This window comes from Belnapia arida, from assembly GCF_016773205.1.
Classification (GTDB): Bacteria; Pseudomonadota; Alphaproteobacteria; order Acetobacterales; family Acetobacteraceae; genus Belnapia; species Belnapia arida.
This window is the reverse complement of sequence record NZ_JAETWB010000020.1, coordinates 53,784-77,272: the sequence shown is the minus strand read 5'-3', so window position 1 is coordinate 77,272 and position 23,489 is coordinate 53,784. Positions and strand designations below refer to the sequence as shown.

The following is a 23,489-nucleotide window of genomic DNA, read 5'->3' as shown; positions in this document are numbered from 1 at the left end:
AACCGTAACGGCGTATCAACCATGACATGACATGATCGGGCCATGCATTCCTCCATGACGACAGTTCTGGCACCCAGGACCTCCCGCGACACCGGTCCGTCCTGCGGCGGCTGCCGCGGCGGCACCGGGCTCGGCTTCGATCTGGCGATGGCCTTCCAGCCCATCCTCGACGCCGATCGCGGCGGCCAGGTCCTGGCGCAGGAGGCCCTCGTCCGCGGGCCGGAGGGCCAGGGCGCCGGCTGGGTGATCGACCAGGTCCCGCCCGAGGGGCTCTATGCCTTCGACCAGGCCTGCCGCGTCGCCGCCATCGAGGAGGCGGGCCGCCTCCGCCTGGCCGAGACCAGCGCCCGGCTTTCCATCAATTTCCTGCCGAACGCGGTCTACAACCCCCTTGCCTGCATCCAGGCGACGCTCCGTGCAGCGGAACGCACCGGCTTCCCGCCCAGCCGGCTGATCTTCGAGGTCAGCGAGCGGGAGCCGGTGCAGGACCCCTCCCACCTGCTGCGCATCTTCCAGGCCTATCGCCAGATGGGCTTCACCCTGGCGATCGACGATTTCGGTGCCGGCCATGCCGGCCTTGCCCTGCTGGCCGACCTGCCGGTCGATCTGGTGAAGCTCGATATGGGCCTCATCCGCGGCTGCGACACGCATCGCCCCCGCCAGGTGATCCTCGCCAGCATCACCGCCGCCTGCCGCGAACTCGGCGTACAGGTAGTGGCCGAGGGCATCGAGACGGCGGAGGAATGCGCCACCCTGCGCGGCATGGGCATCGGCCTGTTCCAGGGCTACCTCTTCGCCCGCCCGGGCTTCCGCAGCCTGCCCGTGCCCGCCGCGGTCGCCGCCCTCAGGCCAGCAGCCGCACCAGCCACAGGCTGAGCGCCGGGAATAGTACGCAGAGCGCCAGCCGGACGAGATCCGTCGCCAGGAAGGGCAGCACGCCCCGATAGGTCCGGGCGATTGGCACGTCCCGCGCCAGCGAGGAGACGACGAAGACGTTGAGCCCGATGGGCGGCGCCGTCAGCCCGATGCCCACCACGATCAGCACCAGGATGCCGAACCAGATCGCCGTCTCCTCCGTGCTGGCCAGGCCGAAATCCAGCGCCGTCACCACGGGGAAGAAGATCGGCAGGGTAAGCAGGATCATCGCCAGCTCGTCCATCACCGCGCCGAGCACGATGTAGGCGAAGAGCAGCAGCGCCAGCACGCCATAGGCCGGGTAGCTCTGCTCCGCGATCCAGAGCGCCAGCAGCTCCGGCGCCGAGGTCAGGGCGAGGAAGGCGTTGAACACCTCCGCCCCGAGCAGGATGACGAAGATCATCGCCGTTGTCTCAGCCGTCGCCAGCAGCGCCTCGCCCGCCTGGCGCAGGCTGAGCGTCCGCCGCGCCAGGCCCACGGCCAGCGTTGCGATGCAGCCGATGGCCGCGCTCTCGGTCGGGGTGAAGACGCCGCCATAGATGCCGCCCACCACGACGACGGCGATCAGCATCACCGGGATGACGCTGAGCAGCGCCGCCCGCCTTGCTGCGGGTAAGACGCGCGCTGCCGCCGGCATCAGCCCCGGCCGCAGCCGCGCCAGCGCGGCGATGGCGAGGATGTAGAACCCAGTCGCCAGCAAGCCGGGAACCAGCGCCGCCATGAACAGCTTGGCGATGTTCTGCTCCGTGCTGATCGCATAGACGACGAGGATGACCGAGGGCGGGATGAGGATGCCGAGCGTCCCGCCGACCGCAATCGTCCCCGTCGACAGCCCGGCATCGTAGCCGAAGCGCCGCAGCTCCGGCAGCGCCGCCCGGCCGAAGGTCGCCGTGGTGGCGACGCTGCTGCCGCAGACCGCGCCGAAGCAGGCGCAGGCGCCGATGACGCCCATCGCCATCCCGCCCGGCTTGTGCCCGAACAGCGCATTCGCCGCGGCGAAGAGGTCCCGCGCCAGCCCGCCCCGCTCCGCCAGCGCCCCCATCAGGATGAAAAGTGGGATGACGGAGAGGGTGTAGTTGGCGAAGAGGAAGTAGGGCGTCGTCTTCAGGTAGTTCAGCAGCGTCGCCGCATCGACGAGGGTGACGTAGCCGCCCATGCCGACCAGCAGCATGGCGAGCCCCACCGGGCAGCGCAGCGCGATCAACCCCAGCAGCGCGGCGAAGCCGAGCGCCGCCTGCAGGAATTCCGGCGCCATCACTCATCCCCCCGCGCCAGCCGCACCACCCAGATGGCCGCGACCACCGCCGTCAGCGCGAAGCCGAAGGCGCCGAAACCCACCGCCCACCAGGTCGGCAGGCCGAGCACCATCGTCGTCGTGCCTGAGCGAAGCGTCTCCCTCGCCCCGACCAGGAGCCGCTCCGCCAGCACCAGGGCGACCGCGGCCCAGACCAGCATCCAGAACGCATCGACGATCCGGGCAGCCCGCCGCGGCAGCCAGGTGGTGAAGCTGTCCACCAGGATGTTGGTCCGCCGCAGCGTGCCATAGGCGAGGAAGGCCAGCACCGCGAGGCCGGAGCCGAGCGAGACCAGCTCGAAATCCCCCTGCACCGGCTGGCTCGTCGCCCAGCGCCGCGCCACGCTGAAGCTGGTCAGCAGCGCCGTCGCCAGCAGGGCAAGGCCGCCCAGCGCCGCGACCAGGGTGGCAGCCCCGGCAACCACGCCCCGCCGGCCGGCCATGCGCGCCTCAGCCCGCGCCCTGGCCGTGCTGCGCAACCAGCGCCCGTGCCTCCTCGAGCAGCTTGCCGCCGTCGATGTTCCGCTCCTTCATCGCGGCGACCCAGGCATCGATGACGGGGGCGGTCTGCCTCTGCCAGCGGTTCCGCTCCTCCTCGGAGAGCTCGATGATGGCGTTGCCGCGCTTGCGGACCATCTCCTCGACCTTCGGCCCCTCCTCGTCCCAGGGCCTGGCCGCCATCCTCGCCGCCGCCATGCCGCTGTTGGCGTCGATGACGGCGCGGAGGTCGGCCGGCAGCCCCTCGTACTTCGCCTTGTTCATGGCGAGGACGAAGGTGGCGATGTAGAGCGTCGGCGAGCCGGTGATCTCGGTGTGGAATTTCGCCATCTCGTGCAGGCGGATGCTGGGCACCACCTCCCAGGGCACGACGGCGCCGTCGATGACGCCCTGGCTCAGCGCCTCCGGGATCTGCGGGACCGGCATACCCACCGGCGCGGCGCCGAGCGCACGCAGCGCCTCGCCCGTCTGCCGCGTCGGGAAGCGCAGCTTGAGGCCGCCCAGATCCTCCATCCGCCGCACCTCGCGCCGCGTATGGATGACGCCGGCATCATGCCCCCAGGCGGTGATGATCTGCGTTTCGGCGAATTCCTGCCGCATCTCCCGCTCGTAGAGCGCCTGCACCGCCTGCACGTTCACCGCCGCGCGGCGATGCGCGACGAAGGGCAGCTCGAAGACCTCGATCCGCGGGAAGCGCCCCGGCGTGTTCCCCGGCAGTGTCCAGACGATGTCGGCGACGCCATCCCGGGCCTGGTCGTAAAGCTGCGGCGGCGCCCCACCGAGCTGCATCGCCGGGAAGACCTGGATGCGGATGCGGCCCCCGCTCTCTGCCTGCACCTTCTGCACCCAGGGCATGATGAAGAAGCGGTGCACGTTGGAGACGGCGGGCAGGAAGTGGTGCAGCCGGAGTGTCACCTCCTGCGCCCGCGCCGCGCCGGGGCGCAGGAGAGCGGGCAAGGCAAGGGCGGCGGCGACCAGCGGGCGGCGTTGCAGCATGGACGTATCCCAGGGACGCAGTTCTTGGCCGGTATGGCGGGTTCGCCACCCTTGCCACGCTTTCCGCCGAAACCGAAGCCCCGATGTTACGGCCTCAGCCGATCGCCGCCCGCAGAGCCGCCGCCCGCTGGCCCACCACCGCCGCCGGATCGCCCGGCTTGTAGAGCGAGGAGCCGATGCCGAATCCCGTGGCCCCGGCCGCCCGCCAGGCCGGGATGGTCTCCACCCCCATGCCGCCGACCGGCAGCACCGCCGTGCCCTTCGGCAGCACCGCGAGCATCGCCTTCAGCACGGCGGGCGAGGCCGCCTCGGCCGGAAAGAGTTTCACTGCATCCGCCCCCGCCGCGAGCAATGCAAAGGCCTCCGTCGGGGTGAAGAAGCCGGGTGCCGCCAGCATGCCGAGGCGCTTCGCCTGCCGCACCAGCGCCACATCGGCATGCGGCGTCACCAGCAGACGCCCGCCGGCCCCGGCCACCTCGGCGAGCTGCCCCTCCGTCATCACCGTCCCGGCGCCGACCAGCGCGCGCTCGCCGCAATGCGCCGCCATGCGGCGGATGCTCTCGACCGGCTCCGGCGAGTTCAGCGGCACTTCGAGGATGGTGATGCCGGCGCCGACCAGCGCCTCCGCCACGGGCACTGCCTCGTCCGGCGTGATGCCGCGCAGGATGGCGACGAGCGGGCAGCGGGCCAACCAGTCTTTCAGCGTCATTGCAGCGTCTCCGCGATCAGCATCAGGCCGCGCAGGGCGAGGTCCGGGTCGTGCAGCCGGTGCTCCAGGCCGAAGGCGCCGAAGGCCAGCGCATAGGCCCGGGTGAGGGTTGCCGAGCCGGCCAGGTGGATCGGCCCGTCGGGCACGCCCTCGGCCAGCGCCGCCGTCACCTCATGCCCGATCAGCAGGCCGGAGAGGTAGCTGCCGGTCGCCTCGGCCGTCAGCTCGCCCATCAGCCCAAGCCCCCGCGTGCCGAAGAGGTGGTGCAGCAGCCCTCCCGGCTCCCGCGCCCGGGCCACGCCGCGCAGGAAGGCCGCCTCGTCCGTGGGCGCGTCCTTCGCCAGCCGGCCGAGGATGCTGTGCTCCAGCAGCACCGCGCGTACCTCGCCGGTCATCTGCGTGGCGAAATGCGCGATCCGCCCGCCGGAGAGCCGGGCCCATTTGGCATGCGTCCCCGGCAGGCAGGCCACCGCCTCCGCCGTGCCGAACTCCGCCAGCAGACCGATAAGCTTGGTCTCCTCGCCCCGCATCACATCCGGCACGCCGCCCGCATCGCGCGTGGTGAGGCCGGGGACGAGCAGGCACCGCGCGCCGTCGAAGGGAAGGGGGGTGAGGGCGCCGGCGATCTCGGCCGGACCGGCCGGGCAGGGGAGGTAGGGTGCCTCCACCCAGCCCTGCCGGCTGCCGACCATGCCGCAGAGCAGGACGAGGCGCTCGCCCTCGGCGAGCCAGGGCCCGATGGCGGCCGAGAGCGCCGCCGGGAAGCCGCCGGCCGGGACGGAGAGGATGCCCCCCTCGCTTTCCCGCCGGTCGAGGATGGTGCCGCCGGGGGCGAGGCGGTAGGCGCGGAAGGCGGTGGTGCCCCAGTCGATGCCGATCATGCGGGAGTCCTGCGCTGCCCTTGGCCGGGATGCAACGCAGAACTCCGCCCTGGACGCCGCCTAGCGCAGGACGATCTCGACCCGCCGGTTCTGCGGCTCGCGCACGCCGTCGGCGGTCGGCACCAGCGGCCGGCTCTCGCCATAGGCGGTGATGCCGATCTCGTTGCGGCTGATGCCCTGCCGCACCAGCTCCGCCGCCACCGCCTGCGCGCGCCGCTCGGAGAGGCGCTGGTTGTACTGCGGCGTGCCGGAGCGGTCGGCATGGCCGGCCACTTCGATCTTGGTCGAGGAGACGCGCCGCGCCGCGCCCGCCGCCTCGGTGATGATCTGGCGCGCGCGGTCGGTCAGGTCCGCCCGGTCCCAGTCGAAGAAGACGAGGTAGGTGCGGGCGACCTCGGGTTGCGCCTGGGTCACCGGGGCCTCGACCACCGGCGGCGGCGGCGCGGGCTGGTTGAAGGCATAGCGCAGGCCGAAGAGCAGGCTGTGGTTCTCGCCCTCCGGCCGGTACTTGCCGGGCACGCCCGGGGCGCCCGGCCCCGCCGTCCGCGCCACCCGCAGGTCGGGCTGCATGACGTCGAAGTAGCGATACTCGACCGTCAGCGCGAGGCCCGGCGCGACGCCGACCGCGCCGCCGAGGATCGCCTGCCAGGCGAAGGCGCCGCCGGTGTCGTCGATCAGGTAGCGGCTGCCGCCGGTGGCGAAGCTCGCCCGGCTGTACTCGGTCCAGGCATAGCCGGCGCCGGCGCCGAAATAGGGCATGAAGCGGCTCGGCGCGACGCCGAAGCTCGAGAGGTCGAAGTCGAAGAGCAGGTTCGCCATGGCGCCGTAGCGGTCGACATAGCCGCTGCGCCCGGCCTGCACGTCGTTGAAGGAGAGCCGCTTGATCTCCTGGTTGCGGTAGTTGCCCTCGACCTCCGCCCGCAGCCCGTTGCCGAAGCCCCAGCCGATGGAGGCGACCGCGGCCAGGCCAATGTCGTTATCATGGACATGGATGCCGCGGTTCTTGTTGTCGAGCCAGTTGTTGAGCCCCGCGCCGGCCCCGACATAAAGGCCCGAAACCGGCTGTGCCTGGCCGGCGGCGGGCACGGCGACTGCCGCCAGCAGGGCGGTGGCCAGCAGGGATTGGCGCAAGGTCATCGGTGACTCCGCAAGCAAGGGCAGTCCTGCCGAGCAGGCAGGGAAACGGTTCCTGCCTTTTTGCTTAATCCCGCTCCCGCTGCACATCAAATAACCGGGTGTAACTTTCTCTTCTTGGGCGATACCGCATTCAACGCCGCGGCCAGGTGCCGCACATCCTCGGCCGCGGACGTCAGCGGATGCCGCGTCAGCAGCGGCGCCTGATGGCGAATCGCTTCCGGCACGCGCTGGTCCCGCCGGACGATGCCGGCGAGCGGCACCCCGGCGCCGAGGAAGCGCAGGCAAGCCGTCTCCAGGCTGCGCCATACCCGCTCGCCCGCGGCCGCATCCTCCGCCAGGTTGACCACCACCCGCTGGTCGCCCGCCGGCCGGTCGCGGCGGTGCAGCTTCAGCACTGCATAGGCATCGGTCAGGCTGGTCGGCTCGCCCGTCGCCACCACCAGCAGCGTGTCGGCGAGCGCGGCGAGGCCGCGCACCGCCGGCTCGATCCCCGCACCGCAATCGAGCAGCACCGCATCCCACGCCGCCGCCGCTTCGCGCAGCATCGCCCCAAGCCGCCCGGCTGCCGCCTCGCCGAGCCCCGCCAGGCTGCCGCAGCCCGATCGCCCCGGCAGCAGGTCGAACCCTGCCGCATGCCGCCGCACCGCAGCACCAAGGCCGCACCGCCCGGCCAGCACCTCGCCCAGGTCCGGCCCCGGCGGCAGGCCGAGCTGCACGTCGATATTGGCGAGGCCGAAATCCGCATCGACCAGCAGCACGCGCTGCCCCGCCTCCGCCAGCGCCTGCGCCAGGCTGATGGCGAGCCAGGTCTTGCCGACCCCGCCCTTGCCCGAGGCGATGGCGATGATCCGGCTGCTCTCGTTTCCGCTCATGCCGCACTTTCCAGTCGAGGGGGGCCGGCCAGCCGCTGCGCCAGCCAGGCAGCATCAACCGGGGTCAGTCCATCGGCGACACCGGGCCCGGTGCCCGCCTCGCCGAGCGCCAGCCCCGCCGCGGCCGCGGCCAGCACGCCGCCGAGGCGCCGTGCCGCGTCCAGCCGCGTCGGCAGCAGGTGCCGCGCGCCGAGCGCCATGAAGGCAGCCGCCGTCTCCGCCGCCTCGGCGGGGTCGAGCCCGGCCGGCATCACCACCACCATCTCCGCCCCGATGGCGAGCGCCATCCCCCGCAGCCAGGCCGCCTGCACCGCATCGAAGGGGTCGCAGCCCGCGCTGTCGATCAGAACCGGCTGCGCCGGCCCCCGCCGCGCCAGCGCCCGCGCCAGCATCTCCGGCTCCGTCGCCATGGCGAGCGGAAGGCCGAGCAGCCGGGTGAAGGCTGCCAGCTGCTCCGCCGCCCCGGCGCGCAGCCCATCCGTGCTGGCCACCAGTGGCGGCGCCCCGGCGAGCACCAGCCGTGTCGCCAGCTTGGCGCAGCTCAGCGTCTTTCCCGCCCCCGGTGGCCCGACCAGCATCAACGGCCGCCCACGCCCGTCCGGCAGCGGAGCGAAGCGCAGGGCCGCCGCCAGCCCCTCGGCCAGCGGCCCCTCTGACAGCCGCGCCGCCAGCGCCGCCGGCAGGTTGTGCCGCGCGAGGCCGGGCGCGGGCGAGGGCGGTGCGGCCGGCGCCAGCACCACCGGCTCCGCCGCGCGGTCGAGCGCCGCCGTCACCTCCACCCCGCCCTTGACCCGGCGGCTGTCGAGGATGACGGCATCCGGCCCCAGCTCGGCCCGCACCGCCGCCATCGCCTCCGCCATGCCCGCCGCCTGGAAGAGCCTGAGGCGCATCGGCTATACCGTCGCCACGGTGCGGATGCGGCAGCGCGGATGGATCTCCGTCTGGCTCAGCACCGTCGTCGAGGGGCGGAAGCGCTCCACGATCGCCCGCACATGCGCCCGGATGCCGGCCGAGCAGACCAGCACCGGCGCCTCGCCCGCGGCGCTGTCCAGCACCTCCCGCACCCGCTGCATGAACTCCTGCAGCCGCGAGGGCGCCATGGCGAGCTGGCGCTCCTCCGGCGGCCCGGTCAGGCTTTCGGCGAAGGCCAGCTCCCATTCCGCCGAGAGCGGCACCAGCGGCACATAGCCCTGCGGCCCCCGCGCCGCCTCGGAGAGCTGCCGCGCCAGCCGCGCCCGGACGGCCGCGAGGATCGCGCCCATCCCCCGCGCCCCGCCGGAGACCGCCTCCTGCACCCCCTCAAGGATGGTCGGCAGGTCGCGGATCGACACTCGCTCGGCCAGCAGCGCCTGCAGCACCCGCTGCAGGGCACCGAGGCCGATCTGCGCCGGGATGACATCGGCGACGAGCTTCTTGTGCTCCGTGGGCAGCTCGTCGAGCAGCTTCTGCGTCTCGGCGAAGGAGAGCAGTTCCGGCATGTTGTCGCGCACCGTCTCCGTCAGATGCGTCGCCAGCACGCCCGCGCAGTCGACGACGGTGCAGCCGCGCGCTAAGGCCTCGTCGCGCAGCGCCTCCTCGATCCAGAGCGCGGGCAGGCCGAAGGTCGGCTCGTTGGTCCGCTCGCCCGGCATCGCCGGCACCTGGCCCGAGGGGTCGATGGCAAGGTGCAGGGGCGGCCGCAGCCGGCCCCGCGCCGCCTCGATCTCCTTCACCCGCAGCACGTATTCGTCGGGCGGCAGTTCCAGGTTGTCCTGGATGCGCACGCTGGGCAGCACGAAGCCCATCTCGCTCGCCATGGTGCGGCGGAGGCTCCTGATCTGCTCGGTCAGCCGCGGCGCCTCGCCGGCGGCCAGAGACAGCAGCCCATAGCCCAGCTCCAGCCGCAGCAGGTCGAGCCGCAAGGCCTCGGCCACCGGCGGCTCGCCGGGCGGCGGGGGCGGGGGAGGGGGCGCCTCGGCCGCGCGCCGCTCCGCTTCGCGCCGGTTCCAGGCCAGCGCCCCGCCGCCTGCCGCGAGCGCAAGGAAGGGCGCCAGCGGCATCCCCGGCATCAGCGCGAGGAAGCCAGCGGCGCCGGAGGCCAGCGCCATCGGCTTCCACCCGCCGCCAAGCTGCCGGCCCATCACTTCGTCCGCCCGCTCCCTGCCGGAGCCCTTGGTGACGACGATGCCCGCCGCCACCGAGATCAGCAGCGCCGGGATCTGGCTGATGAGGCCGTCGCCCACCGTCAGCGTGGCGAAGGTCGTCGCCGCCTCGCCGATCGGCATCCCATGCCGCAGCACGCCGATGCCGAGACCACCCAGCAGGTTGACCACGGTGACGATGAGCCCGGCGATCGCATCGCCGCGGACGAATTTCGCCGCGCCATCCATGGCGCCGTGGAAGGCACTCTCCTGCTCCAGCTCGCCGCGCCGGCGCCTGGCCTCCGCCTCGTCGATGATGCCGGCCGAGAGGTCGGCGTCGATCGCCATCTGCTTGCCCGGCATCGCATCCAGGCTGAACCGCGCCGCCACCTCGGCGATGCGGCCCGAGCCCTTCGTCACCACCATGAAATTCACGATGAGCAGGATGGCGAAGACGATCATCCCGACCATCACGTCGCCGCCCATCAGGAAGCCGCCGAAGGCCGCCACCACATGCCCCGCCGCCTCCGGCCCCTCATGCCCATGGCTGAGGATGGTCCGCGTGGTGGCGACGTTGAGCGCGAGGCGCAGCAGCGTCGTCAGCAGCAGCAATTGCGGGAAGGCGGTGAATTCCAGCGGCGAGCGGAGGAACAGCGCCACCATCAGCACCAGCACTGAGACGGTGATGGAGAGCGCCAGCCCGGCATCGAGCAGCAGCGTCGGCAGCGGCACCACCAGCACCGCGAGCAGCAGGGCGACGCCGACCGCCAGCGTCACGTCGCCCCCCGGCTGCAGCCGCCCGAGCCAGGCCGGAAACGCGATGCCGCCCATGCGTCAGCCCTCCATCGCCCAGGGCATGGCGGGATGCGCCGCCGGCACCGCGACGCCCTGCGCCCGGTACTCGTGCAGCTTGTTGCGCAGCGTGCGGATGGAGATGCCGAGGATCTCCGCCGCCCGCGTCCGGTTGCCGAGGCAATGGCTCAGCGTCTCGAGGATGAGGTCCCGCTCCACCTCGCCGACCTTCCGCCCGACCAGGCCGCCCACCCCCTTCGCCGCCGGCGCCGCAGCAGTTGGCTTCGCTTCCATGGCTGCCACGGCCGGCAGCGGCAGCGGCGTCAGCTCCACCGCCTCCGGCCCGATGGCGGGGCCCTGCGCGAGCAGCACGGCGCGGTGCAGCGTATTCTCCAGCTCCCGCACGTTGCCCGGCCAGGGATGCGAGAGCAGCAGCGCCTCCGCCGCCGGCGCCAGCGCCCGCACCGGCAGCCCGTTCGCCTCGGCGAAGCGCCGGGCGAAATGCGCGGACAGCGCCAGGATGTCGAGCGGCCGCTCGCGCAGCGGCGGGATGTGCAGCCCGAGCACGTTGAGCCGGAAGTAGAGATCGGCGCGGAACCGCCCCGCCTGCACCTCCGCCGCGAGGTCCCGGTTGGTCGCCGCCAGCAGCCGCACATCCACCTTCACCGGCGCCCCGCCACCGAGCCGGTCGACCTCCCGCTCCTGGATCACGCGCAGGATCTTCGCCTGCAGCCGCGGGTCCATCTCGCCGATCTCGTCGAGCAGCAGCGTCCCGCCATCCGCCTGCTCGAACTTGCCGCGCCTGGCCGCGACGGCGCCGCTGAAGGCGCCTTTCTCATGGCCGAACAGCTCGCTCTCCAGCAGCGCCTCCGGCAGCGCCGCGCAGTTGAGCGCGACGAAGGGGCCCTGCGCCCGCCGGCTGCTGCGGTGGATGTGCCGCGCCAGCACCTCCTTCCCCGTGCCGCTCTCCCCGGTGATGAGGATGCTGGCCTGCGCCACGGCGAGCTGCGCCGCCCGCCCGAGCAGCGCCGCCATGGTCGGCTCGCGATGCACCGGCGCCTCCGCCTCGCCCGCCGCCGCGGCGAGCATGGCGGCGATCAGCTCCGCATCGGGCGGCAGCGGCAGGAATTCCTTGGCCCCTGCGCGGATCGCCCGCACCGCGGCGGCGGCATCGGCATTCCGCCCGCAGGCGATTACCGGGCAGGCGATGCGCTCGGCGGCCAGCTGCTCCACCAGCCAGCCGATGTCGTGCGTCACCTCGCAGAGGATGAGGTCGGCCCCCTCCGCCCGCAGCCGCTCGAGCCCGGAGGAGACACCCTCCGCCTGCGCCAGCCTTGCGCCCTTCGCGGTCGCCATGCGCGCCGCGAGGCCGAGCTCGGCGGTCAGCGCGCCGATGATGAGGAGCCGTGCCATGCTCAGACCCCCCGATCGCCCTTGACGATCTCGGTCATGGTCACGCCAAGCCGGTTGTCCTCGACCATCACCACCTCGCCGCGCGCGACGAGCCGGTTGTTGACATAGATGTCGACCGCCTCGCCGAGCTTGCGGTCCAGCTCCACCACCGCGCCGCGGCCGAGCTTCAGCAGCTGCGAGACCTGCATCGTCGCGCGGCCGAGCACCGCGCTCACCTGCACCGGGATGTCATAGACCGCCTCCAGGTCCCGCCCGCCGCCAGCGGGGCGGGGCGCGGCGGCCTCCATCGGGTTCAGCGCCTCGAAACCGGCAGGATCCGCCATGCTCACTCCTCCTCCACCATGGATGACAACCCGAAGCCCCGCAGCAGATCGGCGATCACCGCCTGCTGCGTCTCGGGCGAATACGCCGCCCCGCCGCCCCGCCAGGCGGCCCGCACCGCGCCTGGCGCCAGCGCCGCATCCTCGGCGATGCGCAACCGCGGGTCGCCGAGATGCGCCGCCACCGCCTCGGCGCATCCCGGCGCCACATGCAGCGCGACCGCGACCCCCTCCTCCAGCAGCGGCGCCAACTGCCCGGCGAGCCAGGCCGCGGTCTCCGGAGCCAACCGCTCCGCCGCCGCCGGCAGCGCCGCGCCGAGCGCCGCCAGCAGCACCGCCGCCAGGGCCTCCGCCGCCTCGCCCACGGCCTCCGCCACGCCCGCTCCGGCCTCGGCCAGCCGCAGCGCGACGGCCTCCAGCGCCGCAGCCTCCCGCGCCGCCCGGCTCGCCGCCTCCGCCGCGCGCCCGGCCGCCTCGCCATCGGCGAAGCCTGCCTCCCGCGCCGCCTCTAGCATTGCCTCGCGCGCCGCCGCCTCGGCGGCCGCCTCGGCCGCGGCGATGGCGGCAAGGTCGGACGCCGGCTCCGGGTCCGACAGCGGGGGCGGCGGCGCGTCGAGATCGGGCACGTCGAACGGCATCTCGACGCGTGCGCTCGCCCGTGGCCGGACCAGCACCAGCACCGGCTCGAACCCGTCGGTCACGGCAGCATCTCCTCATCCCTGCCGTCCTGGAGGGTGATGGTCCCCTGCGCCGCCATGTCCTTGGCGACGGCGACAATCGCCGCCTGCGCCTCGTCCACGTCGCGCAGCCGCACCGGGCCGAGCGCCGCGATGTCGTCCCGCAGCAGCTTCGCCGCCCGTTCCGTCAGGTTCTTCATGAAGAGCTCGCGCAGGTTCTCCGAGGCGCCCTTCAGCGCCAGCGCCAGCTTGTCCTTCTCCACGCCGCGCAGCAGCGCCTGCAGCCCGCTGCCGCTGACGCGCTGGAGGTCCTCGAAGGTGAACATCAGCCCGCGGATGCGCTCTGCGCTGTCGCGGTTGCGCTCCTCGAGGGCGCCGAGGATGCGCGCCTCCGCCTGGCGGTCGAGGTTGTTGAAGATCTCGGCCATCATCTCATGCGCGTCGCGCCGCGCCGCACGGGCGAGGTTCGACATGAACTCCATCTTCAGCGTGCGCTCGACGCCCTCCAGCGCCTCCTTCTGCACGGTCTCCATGCGCAGCATCCGCATGACGACCTCCATGGCGAAGCCCTCGGGCAGCAGGGAGAGGACGCGCGCCGCGTGGTCCGCCTTGATCTTGGTCAGCACCACGGCGACGGTCTGGGGGTATTCGTTCTTCAGGTAGTTGGCGAGCACCGCCTCGCTGACATTGCCAAGCTTGTCCCACATGGTGCGGCCCGCCGGGCCGCGGATCTCCTCCATGATCTGCGCCACGCGGTCCGGCGGCAGCGTCTTGAGCAACAGCCGTTCGGTGCTTTCGAAGCTGCCGGTAAGCGAGCCCGCCTGGCCGAGCTGCTCGGCGAAGTCGACGCAGAGCTCCTCGATCGTCGCCGAGGGCACCGTGCCGAGCGTCGCCATGGCGATCGAGAGGTCGCGGATCTCGTCCTCGTGCATCCGGGCGAAGAGCCGCGCGGCATGCTCCTCGCCGAGAGCGCCAGCATCAGCGCGGCCGCCTTCTGTTGCCGGGTGAGAAGGGTCTTCGACATCAGGCCGGCTCCTTGGGCGTCAGCCAGCGGCGCAGCACGGAAAGGGCCTCATCCGGGTGCTGCTCCACCAGTTCGATCAGGTTGTTGATGGCCGAGGCGCGGACCTGCCCCTCGATTTGCGCCCGGTCGATCATCGCCTCGGCGCCGGACAGCCGCCCGACCTCGCCGCCCTCGACCGCCGCCTCGGCCTCGGCCGTGCCCTCGGCGGGCACCGGCGCCGGCGGTGCGAGGCTCGCCGCCACCCGCCCGATCATCGGCCTGCCGAGCAACAGGATGGCGACCACCGCCACCAGTGCGAGCAGCCCGCTCTCGATCAGCCGCGTCGCCAGCGCCGGCGCGATGGGCAGGCCGAGGAAGCCCGGCGGCTCGGCCGGCCCACCTGCCTCCTCGACGAAGCGCATGGAGACGACTTCCACCTTGTCGCCGCGCCGCTCGTCGAAGCCGATGGCGCTGCGCACTAGGGCAGCGATCCGCGCCAGTTCCTCCGGCGTCCGCTCGCGCCAGGTGCCGCCCTCGGCGAGGCCGTCCACCAGCACCGCGACGGAGAGGCGCTTCACCACCGGATGCTCCCGGAGCGTCGAACGGCTGGAGCGCCCGATCTCGAAATTCGTCGTCTCCTCCTGTCGGTTCTCGCTGCTCGCGCCGCCGCCGCCTTGCGCCTCCTGGCCCGGCAGGTTGGTGGCGACCGAGGTCGGCGGCGGCTCCGCCCCGCGATTCTGCTCGGTGACGCTCTGGGTGCTGCGCGCCACCTGGTTCTCCGGGTCGAAGCGCTCCTCGCGCGTCTCCACCCGCTCGAAATCCATCTCCACCGTGGCCTCGGCCCGCACCCGGCCGGGGCCGAGGCTCCGCTCCAGCAGCTCCTCCACCGCCCGGCCGATGCGCATCTCCTGCGTCCGCCGCAGCTCCTCCTGGTTGAGGGCCTGGGCGGCGGCGCCAAGCGCCTGGCCGCCGCGGGCCAGCAGCTCGCCCCGGCTGTCGACGATCGAGACATGCTGCGGCTTGAGCCCCGGCACCGCCGTCGCCACGAGATGCAACACCGCCTGCACGCCCTCCCTGTCCAGCCGCTGCGCCCCCTGCATGGCGAGCACCACGCTCGCCTGGGCCTCGCCCCGCTCACGGGAGAAGGCCTCCCGCCGCGGCAGCACCAGGTGGACGCGCGCCGTCCGCACCCCGGCGAGGCCGCGGATGGTCCGCGCCAGCTCCCCCTCCAGCGCCCGCAGCCGGTTCACATCCTGTTGGAAGGGGCTGGTGGTAAGCCCTTCCGACCGGTCGAAGATCTCCCACCCGACGCCGCCACCGGAGGGCAGCCCCTCCTTCGCCAGCATCAGGCGGAGCCGAGCCACCTGCTCGCTCGGCGCCAGCACCTGGGTGCCACCGGCCGAGAGGCGGTAGGGCACCTTCTGCCGCTCCAGCACCGCGACGACGGCAGCGGCATCCCGCCCTTCCAGCTCGCCGAAGAGGGGGCTCATCGGCACCTCCCCGGCGCGGAACGCCATGACCGCGAGGAGGGCCATGATGCCCGCGGCGACCGCGCCGAGCGCGATCAGGCGCCCGCGGCCGAGGCCCCTCAGCCCTTCGATGACCCCGTTCACCGGTCCAGCCCAGCCGCGCATGGCCGATGCATCGCTCATTCCCCGATCAGCCTTTTGCCGATGGGCAGAATTTGCCGGATGCCGCCTTACCGTCCGGTTAAGAACGCTCCCGGCTTATCCCCGGCCGCCTGTCATGGAAACGTCCCTGCCATGTCACCTGGGCGGAGCATGGCGATTTACACGCCTCCTCCCGCTTGGTATCTCCCGCCCGCCCGCCGCAAGGGCACGGGCGGCACACAGACAGGGGTCCGGCCGGGCATGAAGATCGTCGCCTGCAACAGCAACCGCCCGTTGGCCGAGGCGGTGGCCGCCTCGCTCGGCCTGCCGCTCACCAGCGCCTCCATCCGCCGCTTCGCCGACATGGAGGTCTTCGTCGAAATCAACGAGAATGTCCGCGGCGAGGACGTCTTCGTGGTGCAGAGCACCTGCTACCCGGCGAACGACAACCTGATGGAGCTGCTGATCACGCTCGACGCGCTGCGCCGCGCCAGCGCCCGCCGCGTCACCGCCGTGATCCCCTATTTCGGCTACGCCCGGCAGGACCGGAAATCCGGCTCCCGCACCCCGATCTCGGCCAAGCTCTGCGCCAACATCATCACCGCGGCCGGCGCCAACCGCGTGCTGACGATGGATCTCCACGCCGCGCAGATCCAGGGCTTCTTCGACATCCCCGTCGACAACCTGTTCTCGGCGCCGCTCTTCTCGCGCGACATCATGGAGCGCTACAAGGGCCGCGACCTCATGGTCGTCTCCCCCGATGTCGGCGGCGTGGTTCGCGCCCGCGCCATGGCGTCGCGCCTCAACACCGATCTCGCCATCATCGACAAGCGCCGCCCCCGGGCCGGCGTCTCCGAGGTGATGAACGTGATCGGCGAGGTCGAGGGCCGCCACTGCATCCTGGTCGACGACATCGTCGATTCGGGCGGCACGCTCTGCAACGCCGCCGAGGCGCTGATCAAGAATGGCGCCTCCGGCGTCTCGGTCTATGTGACGCACGGCGTCTTCTCGGGCGGCGCGGTGGCGCGCGTCGGCGCCTCGCCGATCGAGAACATGACGGTGACGGACAGCATCCTGGCGACGGAGGCGGTGCGCGTCTCCTCCAACATCCGCCAGGTGACCATCGCACCGCTGCTGGCCGAGGCGATGCGCCGCATCTCGGAAGAGAGCTCGGTCTCCTCCCTCTTCAACTGAGCTGACCGGGGCCCTTGGCAGGGCCCCGGCCTGGCCTCAGGCCGTGACGGGCGCCTCCACCGCGCTGGTCCAGCCATGCGGATCCTCGGCACGGCTATACTGGATGGCGGTGATGGCGTCATAGAGCCGCTGCGTCAGCTCGCCCGTCTGCCCGCCGCCGATGACGATCCGCTGGTCCTTGTAGCCCAGCTCGCCCACCGGCGAGACCACGGCAGCCGTCCCCGTGCCCCACATCTCGCGCAGCGAGCCGTCCTGTCCGGCCCGCATCACCTCCTCGATGGAGATGCGCCGCTCGGAGACGGTGAGGCCCCAGTCGCGCATCAGCGTCAGCGCCGAGTTCCGCGTGACGCCATCGAGGATGGTTCCGCCGAGCGGCGGGGTGATCACCTCGTCGCCGATGCGCAGCATGATGTTCATGGTGCCGACCTCGTCGATCCAGCGCCGCTCGATCGCGTCCAGCCAGAGCACCTGGGTATAGCCCTGCCGCTCCGCATCGCGCTGCGCCGAGAGCGAGGCGGCGTAGTTGGCCGCCGTCTTTGCCTCGCCGAGCCCGCCCTGCACGGCACGGACGTACTTGTCCGTCGCCAGGATGCGCACCGGCTTCACCCCCTCCTTGTAGTAGGAGCCGACCGGCGAGCAGATGACGAAGTAGGTGTAGCGGTGCGCCGGATGCACGCCGAGCATCACCTCCGTCGCCACCACCGTCGGGCGGATGTAGAGCGAGGTGCCGGGGCTGCGGGGAACCCAGTCATGGTCGGCGGCGACGATCGCCTCGAAGCTGCGGCGGATGAGGCCGGCATCCATCTCCGGGATGCAGAGCGCCGCGCAGGAGCGGTTGAGGCGCTCGGCATGCCGCTGCGCCCGGAACAGCCGCACCTGCCCGTCCGCCCCGCGGAAGGCCTTCAGCCCGTCGAACACCGCCTGGCCGTAATGCAGCACGGAGGTGGCCGGGTCCAGCGTCAGCGGGCCGTAGGGGACGACGCGCGGGCTGTGCCAGCCGCGCCCTTCCTCGTATTCCATCAGGAACATATGGTCGGTGAAGACCTTGCCGAAGGAGAGGGAGGCATCCTCCGGACGGCGCTGCGGCGTCCTGGTGCGGGTGACGCTGATGGTGGTCTCAGGAGAGGATGGCATTGCGCCCGTTCCGTTGTGGCTGGGGTCTGGCGTGCCACCATAGCGTAACACTCCGGTGGCCTGAACCCACCCCGAATCCCCCTTGCCGCGCGCCCGTGCCTCGGCTCATCTGCCGCCGACACGAATGCGGAGGAACCCCCCATGAAGCTCTACTACGCCCCCGGCGCCTGCTCCATCGGTATCCATGTGCTGTTGGAGGAGATCGGCAAGCCCTACGAGGCGGCGCTGCTGAACACCAAGGAAGGCGCCCAGTTCAAGCCCGAGTTCACCAGCATCAACCCGAAGTCCAAGGTGCCGACCCTGGTGCGCGACGACGGCTCGGTGCTGACCGAGTATCCCGCCATCGCCCTCTGGCTCGCCAGCAGCTTCCCCGAGGCGAAGCTCCTGCCGAAGGATGCCGAGGGCCTGGCCAAGGCGCTGGAATACACCGACTACGCCGTGGCGACGCTGCACATGCAGGGCTTCTCGCGCATGTTCCGCCCCGCCAACTTCGCCCCGAACGAGGCGGACCACGAGGCGGTGAAGGCCCGCGGCGCCGAGATCTTCGAGAAGGGCTTAGGCCTCTTCGACAAGGCGCTGGCCGGCAAGAACTACCTGCTCGGCGAGTTCTCCTTCGCCGACAGCGCGCTCTTCTACGTCTCCTTCTGGTGGTCCGCGCGGCTCAACAAGACCTTGCCGCCGAACGTCGCCGCGCATTACGAGCGGATGAAGGCCCGCCCCTCTGTGCAGCGCACCATGGCCGCCGAAGGCTTCGCCTGAGCATGCCAAGGGACATGGTGGCGAGCCTCAACCGCATCCCCTTCTGGTTCCTCCGCCATGGCGAGACGGACTGGAATGCGGAGGGGCGGTCCCAGGGCCGCACCGACATCCCGCTGAACGGCGTCGGCCTGGCCCAGGCCCGGCGCGCGGCGAAGACGTTGGCGGCGATCGGCGGCATCGCCACCGTCGTCGCCTCGCCCCTGGTCCGCGCGAAGGTGACGGCCGAGATCGCCGCCGAGGCGCTCGGCCTGCCGGTCGAGTTCGACGAAAGGCTGCAGGAGGTCAACTTCGGCGAGCAGGAAGGCCAGCCGATGGGGGACTGGTACGACGACTGGATCGCCGGCCACTACACCCCGGCCCGCGCCGAGCCCTTCGACGCGTTGTTGGCCCGCGCCGTCGACGCCATCAACCGCGCGACGGCCAGGCCCAGCCCGGTGCTGGTCGTCGCCCATGGCGCCCTGTTCCGCGCGCTGCGCCTCGCCTTCGGGCATGAGCCGAATGTGCGGACGCCGAACGCGCTGCCCATCCGCTGCGAGCCGCCCACGGATGGCGGCAGCAAGTGGGCCGTCACCCCGGCGGAGCTGGCGCCGGAGTGACCACGAACCGCCGGTAGACTGCGCCCAGCGCGATCAGCGCCAGGCCGAGCCCGAGGAAGCTGAGCACCCGCCACAGCCCCTCGAGCTCGGCCATGTCGATGAAGAAGGCCTTGAGGATGGTCAGGCCGATCACCCCGAGCGCCGCCAGCCGCAGCGATGCCACCCCCTGCCTTATGCCGAGCGCCAGCAGCGCCGCGCCGAAGCCGAGCCAGGCGATGCTGTAGGCATAGAGTTCCGAGCCATCGACATCGCCGAGCCAGAGCGGCATCGCCGTGGGGTGGAAGCGGTGCCGCACCTCCAGCGTCACCCAGGCGAAGCCCGCGGCCAGGGCGTAGAGCGCCAGCAGCCGCGCGATCCAGCGCGGCGCCAGCCCCCGCACCGCCAGCCCCGCCAGCGCCGCCGGCACCAGATAGGCAAGAGCCAGCTCGTTGAAGACCGGCACCGGCAGCAGGTCGCCCCAGGCATCGATGGCCGGGTTGTCCAGCACCAGCCCGGTGCCGAACCCCACCACGCCGAGGAAGAGCAGCCGCCACCCCCAGCCGAGCACCGGCCGTCCGCCGAGCCGCCGCTCCAGCCAGCGCGTGAGGCTCGCCAGCAGCGCCAGCGCGCTGAGCTGCAGCCCCGCCTCGGCGAGGCTCCACTCCGCGCCCCCGGCCCAGTCGCCTCCCGTCATCCCATGGCGGATCTCGAGCAGCACCAGCACGGTGAGGAAGGCGAGCGCCCCCGCCTCCAGGACGCCCACCAGCGCATCGTCCCGCCGCCGGCGGAACATCGCCGCCGCCAGTGCGAAGCAGGCGGCCGGCACGCCATAGGCCGGCAGCAGCCCGTTCAGCACCGGCGTCGTCCCGACCGGATACTCGGCGACATGCCAGTTGAGCAGCAGCCGCACCAGAACCACGCCCGCGACGGCCATCGCCACACGGCGCAGCGGATCGAGCCCGCTCCGGCCCTCGACCCAGGCGAGCGGCGGCAGGAAGAGCGCGACGGCAAGCGTCAGCCATTGGTCGGTAAGCACCATCGCCGCGCCGAGCGCCAGCGCCGCCATCGCCCCGGCCGCATGGGCGCCTGCGCGCTGCACCGCGCCCTCGCGCGCCGCCAGCCCGGCAAGCCCCGTCGAGGCCGCCGCCAGGGCGAGCGCCGCCAGCGCCCAGCGCCCATCCAGCGCGAAGCCCCGCACCCGCGCATAGGCGACCAGCAGCACCAGCACCGGCACGGCCGCCGGCAGCGCCGCCCAGGCGATAGGCCGCACGCCGCGCCGCTCCCGCCAAGCGCCCATCAACCCATGCATCGCGGCCAGCGCCGCTGCCGCGCCGAGGAAGGGCAGCAAGGCCTCCGGCGGCCAGGGGCGCGTCGGCAGCAGCGCCTGCACCACCCCGTCGATGGTCACCGCCTCCTCCGGCGCCAGCCATGCGGGGATGGTCCAGCTGAGCAGCATCAACAGTCCCACCAGCGCGGCGAGGAAGGGCAGGGGCATCAGCCGCCCCTCCCGCGCCGCCGCCGCCAGCCCGACCACGGAGAACAGCAGCACCCCGGTTGCCGGCCCGAGGCCCGTGGCCCCCGGCACCAAGACGAGCCCTGCCGCCGCCAGCAGGGCGAAGGGCAGCAGCGCCAGCCGCCGCCCGGCGCCGCTGTCCAGCGCCGCCCCCGGCAGCAGCCCGACATGCAGCGCCGCCGCCACGGGCGCGAACAGGGCAGGGGCCCAGACCGCCCCCGTATTGCCGGCGATCATCCCGCCGACCAGCACCCAGGCCGCCGATGCGACGGCCGCGCACCAGCCGAGCCAGGCCGCGCCCACCTGCCGCAGCACGCCGAGCGCCGCCACCGTCACCGCCAGCAGGTAGAGGAAGAGCCCCGGCAGCGACGGGTCCTGCGTCTCCACCAATGCCGGCGTCCCATAGGCGCCGGCGATGCCGATCGCCGCCACCACCGGCCCGAAGACCAGCGCCAGCGCGATCCCCCCCAACGCCACCGCCGCCAGCAGCCCGAAGCCGGGCAGCGGCGCGAGCAGCCCATACATCGGCCCCGCCGCATAGGCGGCGCCGAAGAGGATGGCGAGTCCGCCCGCCGCCAGCGCCGCCGGCGCCTGGTCCGGCCAGGGGAGGCCCGGCCGCTCCTCGGCCGGCCGCCGCCGCAGCCAGGCCGCGCCGCCGATCAGCGCCAGGCCGAGCAGCCCAGCCAGCACGCAGCGCGGCCCCGGCCCAAGCCAGCCCTCCTCCACCGCCGTCCGCACCAGGAAGACGCCGGCCAGAAGCAGCGCCGCGGAGCCGAGCCAGACACCCCAGCGAAGGGTCAGCAACTCCTCGATGCCCGGCCGCGGGGGCTTTGGCTCCGGCGCCGCGGCCGGCTCCGGCTCCGCCACAGGCTCCGGCGCGGGCGGTACCTCCTCCATGGGCTGCGGCGCCGGCGCCTCGGCGGGCCTGTCCCAGGGCGAGGGCGGCCGTGGCGCCGGCGCGGCAAGCGGCGCCCCGGTCCGCATCGCCTCCTCCAGCGCCACGACACGCCGTTGCAGCGCGCTCGTCTTGCGATACCCCGCGATACCGAGCCCCCAGCCCACAAAGAAGCCGAGCACGAGCAGAATCAGGAAGCCTTCCATCCCGGAACGCTCTCCGTCCGCACCGGACCGGTCAAGCCACAGCCTGTTGCGCCCGCGTCCCGGTCATCACGAAGCCGATGCGCCGTCACCACCTTGACGCAGTTGCGCCCGGCCCTTCGATCCGCTAAGGCCCGCTCCGTCGCGGGCACCCCTGGAGGCCCGCGCACTTGGCGTTGGGCGATCGGCCCCGCGCCGGGTCCATATCCTGAGCATACGGAGCACCGACCATGGTCCAAACCATCCGGATCGAGGCCGAGGCGCGTGAGCAGGCCGGTAAGGGGGCGGCGCGCGCAACTCGGAGGGGGGGTCTTGTCCCCGCAGTCATCTACGGCGCGAAGCAGGAGGCGACGCTGATCGCCCTCGACCCGCGTGACGTGATGAAGGAATTGCACAAGGGCGGCTGGCAGAGCCACCTGTACGAGGTCGCGGTCAAGGGCGGCGGGACGGAGCGCACACTGATGCGCGACATCCAGTTCCACCCGGTCACCGACCGGCCGATCCATGTCGACTTCCAGCGCCTCGCCGCCGGCCAGCGCATCCGCGTCCGCGTGCCGGTCGCCTTCCTGAACGAGGACACCTGCCCCGGCCTCAAGGCCGGCGGCGTGCTGAACCTCGTCCGCCGCGAGGTTGAGGTGCTGGCCGATCCGGACGCCGTGCCGGAAGCCTTCCAGATCGACCTGGCCGAGGCCGGCATCGGCGACAGCCTGCGCTGGTCCGCCGTGCAGGACAGCTTCGGCACCCAGGCCGTCCTCGACCGCGACTTCGTGGTGGCGACCATCGCCGCCCCGACCGTGGTGGAGGAGGTGATCGCCCCGGTCGCCGCCCCCGCCACCGAGACGGCGCCGAAGGGCAAGGCCGCCAAGGGTGGTGCCGCTGCCGCCCCGGCTGCCGCCAAGGCGCCCGCCAAGAAGAAGTAAGGCCAAGGGTAAGGACTGCAGGCGATGCTGCTCTGGGTTGGCCTGGGCAATCCCGAGCCCTCCCAGGCGCGGCATCGCCACAACATCGGCTTCATGGCGCTGGACGCGATCGCCCGGCGCCATGGCTTCTCCCCCTGGCGCAGCCGCTACAAGGGCCTCGTCGCCGAGGGCAGCATCGCGGGCGTGAAGGTCCTCGCCCTCAAGCCGCAGACCTACATGAACGGCTCGGGCGATTCCGTGCAGCCCGCCGCCGGCTTCCACAAGATCGCGCCCGGGGACATCTGGGCCTTCCATGACGAGCTCGACCTCGCCCCCGGCAAGGTGCGGGTGAAGCGTGGCGGCGGCGCCGCCGGCCATAACGGCCTGCGCGACATGCAGCGCGCGCTCGGCACGCCGGATTTCTGGCGCGTCCGCCTCGGCATCGGCCATCCCGGCCACAAGGACCGCGTGACGGGCCATGTGCTCGGCAATTTCGCCAAGGTCGACACCTGGCTGGAGCCGCTGCTCGATGCGGTGGCCGATGTCGCGCCCCTGCTCGCCGCCGGCAAGCCGGAGGAAGCCATGACCCGCATCGCCCTGCTGACCCAGGAGACGCGCTGATGCAGCCCGAGGACGAGGCCGACTTCGCTGCCGGGATGATGGGCGGCCCCGGGCCCGAGGATGTCGCCAACGGCGCCGCGGCGCTGGCCGCGGCCATGGTGCGCGAGGCCGGCGCCCTGGCCGCCGCCGCCGCCGCGCTCCGCAGCGCCGCGGCGGTGACGCCCGGCGACCCGATGGGCGGCCCGCTCTCCGACATCCGCCGCCAGCGCCTCGCCATGGCCGCCGCCGGCGAGGCCGCACTGAAGGCCGCGCTCCTGCTGGAGGCCGCCAATCTCGTCGCCCCCGGCGGCGATCCCGCCGAGGCCATCGCCGCCGCCGCCCGCCGCGCCGGCGCGGCCCCCGCCCTGCTGGCGCCGCCGATCCGCGCCGCCGCCCTGTCCCTCGCCACCGATGACGGCGCCGCCCGCATCGCCGCCGCCACCATCGCCGAGGCGCTGGCCCAAGCCCTCGCCGCCTAGG

At 72.7% G+C, this 23,489-nt stretch carries 23 protein-coding genes; 7 read left to right on the top strand and 16 right to left on the bottom strand.

All coding sequences use genetic code 11. The features are described 5' to 3' along the window. The first annotated feature begins 42 nt into the window (after window positions 1–42). Window positions 43–876, top strand: coding sequence for an EAL domain-containing protein (locus JMJ56_RS23950; protein ID WP_328702460.1), 834 nt, complete (start codon window positions 43–45; stop codon window positions 874–876). Here JMJ56_RS23950 and JMJ56_RS23945 read toward each other — a convergent pair. The 14 genes from JMJ56_RS23945 to fliF form a co-directional block, all read right to left on the bottom strand. Continuing rightward, window positions 845–2,170, bottom strand: a complete 1,326-nt coding sequence (locus JMJ56_RS23945) for a TRAP transporter large permease (RefSeq protein ID WP_202834289.1) — start codon at window positions 2,168–2,170, stop codon at window positions 845–847. The two genes, JMJ56_RS23950 and JMJ56_RS23945, sit on opposite strands and share 32 nt — an antisense overlap. Further along, a complete protein-coding gene (locus tag JMJ56_RS23940; RefSeq protein ID WP_202834288.1) occupies window positions 2,170–2,652 on the bottom strand; it encodes a TRAP transporter small permease in 483 nt (160 codons plus the stop codon). Before JMJ56_RS23940 ends, JMJ56_RS23945 begins: the two co-directional genes overlap by 1 nt. A 7-nt stretch (window positions 2,653–2,659) precedes the next feature. Beyond that, window positions 2,660–3,703 carry a TRAP transporter substrate-binding protein gene (locus JMJ56_RS23935; protein WP_202834287.1) on the bottom strand — a complete coding sequence of 348 codons (1,044 nt, stop codon included), beginning with the start codon at window positions 3,701–3,703 and terminating at the stop codon, window positions 2,660–2,662. 94 nt (window positions 3,704–3,797) lie between these two features. Then, entirely contained in the window at window positions 3,798–4,412 is a 615-nt protein-coding gene (locus tag JMJ56_RS23930; RefSeq protein WP_202834286.1) for a 2-dehydro-3-deoxy-6-phosphogalactonate aldolase, read from the bottom strand. Next, window positions 4,409–5,293 (bottom strand): 2-dehydro-3-deoxygalactonokinase, encoded by an 885-nt coding sequence (locus JMJ56_RS23925; RefSeq protein ID WP_202834285.1) that lies wholly within the window; start codon window positions 5,291–5,293, stop codon window positions 4,409–4,411. Before JMJ56_RS23925 ends, JMJ56_RS23930 begins: the two co-directional genes overlap by 4 nt. 60 nt (window positions 5,294–5,353) lie before the next feature. After that, on the bottom strand, window positions 5,354–6,430 hold the full coding sequence (locus JMJ56_RS23920; RefSeq protein ID WP_202834284.1) for an OmpA family protein: 1,077 nt from the start codon (window positions 6,428–6,430) through the stop codon (window positions 5,354–5,356). 86 nt (window positions 6,431–6,516) lie between these two features. Then, window positions 6,517–7,302 (bottom strand): nucleotide-binding protein, encoded by a 786-nt coding sequence (locus tag JMJ56_RS23915; RefSeq protein WP_202834283.1) that lies wholly within the window; start codon window positions 7,300–7,302, stop codon window positions 6,517–6,519. Next, window positions 7,299–8,192: a flagellar biosynthesis protein FlhF gene (locus JMJ56_RS23910; protein WP_202834282.1), complete on the bottom strand. Its 894-nt coding sequence runs from the start codon at window positions 8,190–8,192 to the stop codon at window positions 7,299–7,301. The genes JMJ56_RS23915 and JMJ56_RS23910 overlap by 4 nt, the downstream gene beginning before the upstream one ends. A gap of 3 nt (window positions 8,193–8,195) precedes the next feature. After that, window positions 8,196–10,253 carry a flagellar biosynthesis protein FlhA gene (flhA, locus tag JMJ56_RS23905; RefSeq protein ID WP_202834281.1) on the bottom strand — a complete coding sequence of 686 codons (2,058 nt, stop codon included), beginning with the start codon at window positions 10,251–10,253 and terminating at the stop codon, window positions 8,196–8,198. Between the two features lie 3 nt (window positions 10,254–10,256). Then, entirely contained in the window at window positions 10,257–11,627 is a 1,371-nt protein-coding gene (locus JMJ56_RS23900; protein ID WP_202834280.1) for a sigma-54 interaction domain-containing protein, read from the bottom strand. A 2-nt stretch (window positions 11,628–11,629) separates the two neighbouring features. Further along, on the bottom strand, window positions 11,630–11,914 hold the full coding sequence (fliN, locus tag JMJ56_RS23895; protein ID WP_236038380.1) for a flagellar motor switch protein FliN: 285 nt from the start codon (window positions 11,912–11,914) through the stop codon (window positions 11,630–11,632). A 38-nt stretch (window positions 11,915–11,952) separates the two neighbouring features. Beyond that, entirely contained in the window at window positions 11,953–12,648 is a 696-nt protein-coding gene (locus tag JMJ56_RS23890; protein ID WP_202834278.1) for a hypothetical protein, read from the bottom strand. Beyond that, complete coding sequence (locus tag JMJ56_RS23885) at window positions 12,645–13,556, bottom strand: flagellar motor switch protein FliG (RefSeq protein ID WP_456318800.1); 912 nt, start codon at window positions 13,554–13,556, stop codon at window positions 12,645–12,647. The genes JMJ56_RS23890 and JMJ56_RS23885 overlap by 4 nt, the downstream gene beginning before the upstream one ends. Window positions 13,557–13,647: 91 nt before the next feature. Beyond that, window positions 13,648–15,279, bottom strand: a complete 1,632-nt coding sequence (gene fliF, locus JMJ56_RS23880) for a flagellar basal-body MS-ring/collar protein FliF (protein ID WP_236038368.1) — start codon at window positions 15,277–15,279, stop codon at window positions 13,648–13,650. A 219-nt stretch (window positions 15,280–15,498) separates the two neighbouring features. Between fliF and JMJ56_RS23875 the strand changes: the two genes are divergently transcribed. Beyond that, on the top strand, window positions 15,499–16,431 hold the full coding sequence (locus JMJ56_RS23875; protein ID WP_043340567.1) for a ribose-phosphate pyrophosphokinase: 933 nt from the start codon (window positions 15,499–15,501) through the stop codon (window positions 16,429–16,431). A gap of 36 nt (window positions 16,432–16,467) precedes the next feature. Here JMJ56_RS23875 and JMJ56_RS23870 read toward each other — a convergent pair whose 3' ends face one another. Beyond that, window positions 16,468–17,565: a branched-chain amino acid aminotransferase gene (locus JMJ56_RS23870; protein ID WP_202834277.1), complete on the bottom strand. Its 1,098-nt coding sequence runs from the start codon at window positions 17,563–17,565 to the stop codon at window positions 16,468–16,470. A 141-nt stretch (window positions 17,566–17,706) separates the two neighbouring features. On the opposite strand from JMJ56_RS23870, the gene JMJ56_RS23865 reads away from it, so the two are divergent. Both JMJ56_RS23865 and JMJ56_RS23860 read left to right on the top strand, forming a co-directional pair. Then, window positions 17,707–18,324, top strand: coding sequence for a glutathione S-transferase family protein (locus JMJ56_RS23865; RefSeq protein WP_202834276.1), 618 nt, complete (start codon window positions 17,707–17,709; stop codon window positions 18,322–18,324). A 2-nt stretch (window positions 18,325–18,326) separates the two neighbouring features. Continuing rightward, window positions 18,327–18,920, top strand: coding sequence for a histidine phosphatase family protein (locus JMJ56_RS23860; protein ID WP_202834275.1), 594 nt, complete (start codon window positions 18,327–18,329; stop codon window positions 18,918–18,920). Here the strand turns inward: JMJ56_RS23860 and JMJ56_RS23855 are convergent. Further along, entirely contained in the window at window positions 18,892–21,513 is a 2,622-nt protein-coding gene (locus tag JMJ56_RS23855) for a DUF2339 domain-containing protein (protein WP_202834274.1), read from the bottom strand. The genes JMJ56_RS23860 and JMJ56_RS23855 overlap by 29 nt on opposite strands. Before the next feature lie 227 nt (window positions 21,514–21,740). On the opposite strand from JMJ56_RS23855, the gene JMJ56_RS23850 reads away from it, so the two are divergent. The 3 genes from JMJ56_RS23850 to JMJ56_RS23840 are packed head-to-tail and all read left to right on the top strand — an operon-like array spanning window position 21,741 to window position 23,488. Beyond that, entirely contained in the window at window positions 21,741–22,430 is a 690-nt protein-coding gene (locus tag JMJ56_RS23850; RefSeq protein ID WP_202834273.1) for a 50S ribosomal protein L25/general stress protein Ctc, read from the top strand. Window positions 22,431–22,454: 24 nt separating this feature from the next. Beyond that, a complete protein-coding gene (gene pth / locus JMJ56_RS23845; RefSeq protein ID WP_202834272.1) occupies window positions 22,455–23,030 on the top strand; it encodes an aminoacyl-tRNA hydrolase in 576 nt (191 codons plus the stop codon). Beyond that, complete coding sequence (locus JMJ56_RS23840; protein ID WP_202834271.1) at window positions 23,030–23,488, top strand: hypothetical protein; 459 nt, start codon at window positions 23,030–23,032, stop codon at window positions 23,486–23,488. Before pth ends, JMJ56_RS23840 begins: the two co-directional genes overlap by 1 nt. Window position 23,489: the final 1 nt, after the last annotated feature.

What these genes read in the sequence shown, in the direction of transcription:
- JMJ56_RS23840 (WP_202834271.1), top strand. Translation starts at nt 23,030, where the DNA reads ATGCAGCCCGAGGACGAGGCCGACTTCGCTGCCGGGATGATGGGCGGC.
- JMJ56_RS23950 (WP_328702460.1), top strand. Translation starts at nt 43, where the DNA reads ATGCATTCCTCCATGACGACAGTTCTGGCACCCAGGACCTCCCGCGAC.
- JMJ56_RS23920 (WP_202834284.1), bottom strand. Translation starts at nt 6,430, where the DNA reads ATGACCTTGCGCCAATCCCTGCTGGCCACCGCCCTGCTGGCGGCAGTC.
- fliN (WP_236038380.1), bottom strand. Translation starts at nt 11,914, where the DNA reads ATGGAGGCCGCCGCGCCCCGCCCCGCTGGCGGCGGGCGGGACCTGGAG.
- JMJ56_RS23870 (WP_202834277.1), bottom strand. Translation starts at nt 17,565, where the DNA reads ATGCCATCCTCTCCTGAGACCACCATCAGCGTCACCCGCACCAGGACG.
- flhA (WP_202834281.1), bottom strand. Translation starts at nt 10,253, where the DNA reads ATGGGCGGCATCGCGTTTCCGGCCTGGCTCGGGCGGCTGCAGCCGGGG.
- JMJ56_RS23850 (WP_202834273.1), top strand. Translation starts at nt 21,741, where the DNA reads ATGGTCCAAACCATCCGGATCGAGGCCGAGGCGCGTGAGCAGGCCGGT.
- JMJ56_RS23910 (WP_202834282.1), bottom strand. Translation starts at nt 8,192, where the DNA reads ATGCGCCTCAGGCTCTTCCAGGCGGCGGGCATGGCGGAGGCGATGGCG.
- JMJ56_RS23855 (WP_202834274.1), bottom strand. Translation starts at nt 21,513, where the DNA reads ATGGAAGGCTTCCTGATTCTGCTCGTGCTCGGCTTCTTTGTGGGCTGG.
- JMJ56_RS23940 (WP_202834288.1), bottom strand. Translation starts at nt 2,652, where the DNA reads ATGGCCGGCCGGCGGGGCGTGGTTGCCGGGGCTGCCACCCTGGTCGCG.
- JMJ56_RS23935 (WP_202834287.1), bottom strand. Translation starts at nt 3,703, where the DNA reads ATGCTGCAACGCCGCCCGCTGGTCGCCGCCGCCCTTGCCTTGCCCGCT.
- JMJ56_RS23875 (WP_043340567.1), top strand. Translation starts at nt 15,499, where the DNA reads ATGAAGATCGTCGCCTGCAACAGCAACCGCCCGTTGGCCGAGGCGGTG.
- JMJ56_RS23860 (WP_202834275.1), top strand. Translation starts at nt 18,327, where the DNA reads ATGCCAAGGGACATGGTGGCGAGCCTCAACCGCATCCCCTTCTGGTTC.
- JMJ56_RS23915 (WP_202834283.1), bottom strand. Translation starts at nt 7,302, where the DNA reads ATGAGCGGAAACGAGAGCAGCCGGATCATCGCCATCGCCTCGGGCAAG.
- JMJ56_RS23925 (WP_202834285.1), bottom strand. Translation starts at nt 5,293, where the DNA reads ATGATCGGCATCGACTGGGGCACCACCGCCTTCCGCGCCTACCGCCTC.
- JMJ56_RS23885 (WP_456318800.1), bottom strand. Translation starts at nt 13,556, where the DNA reads ATGCACGAGGACGAGATCCGCGACCTCTCGATCGCCATGGCGACGCTC.
- JMJ56_RS23945 (WP_202834289.1), bottom strand. Translation starts at nt 2,170, where the DNA reads ATGGCGCCGGAATTCCTGCAGGCGGCGCTCGGCTTCGCCGCGCTGCTG.
- JMJ56_RS23900 (WP_202834280.1), bottom strand. Translation starts at nt 11,627, where the DNA reads ATGGCACGGCTCCTCATCATCGGCGCGCTGACCGCCGAGCTCGGCCTC.
- fliF (WP_236038368.1), bottom strand. Translation starts at nt 15,279, where the DNA reads ATGAGCGATGCATCGGCCATGCGCGGCTGGGCTGGACCGGTGAACGGG.
- pth (WP_202834272.1), top strand. Translation starts at nt 22,455, where the DNA reads ATGCTGCTCTGGGTTGGCCTGGGCAATCCCGAGCCCTCCCAGGCGCGG.
- JMJ56_RS23930 (WP_202834286.1), bottom strand. Translation starts at nt 4,412, where the DNA reads ATGACGCTGAAAGACTGGTTGGCCCGCTGCCCGCTCGTCGCCATCCTG.
- JMJ56_RS23865 (WP_202834276.1), top strand. Translation starts at nt 17,707, where the DNA reads ATGAAGCTCTACTACGCCCCCGGCGCCTGCTCCATCGGTATCCATGTG.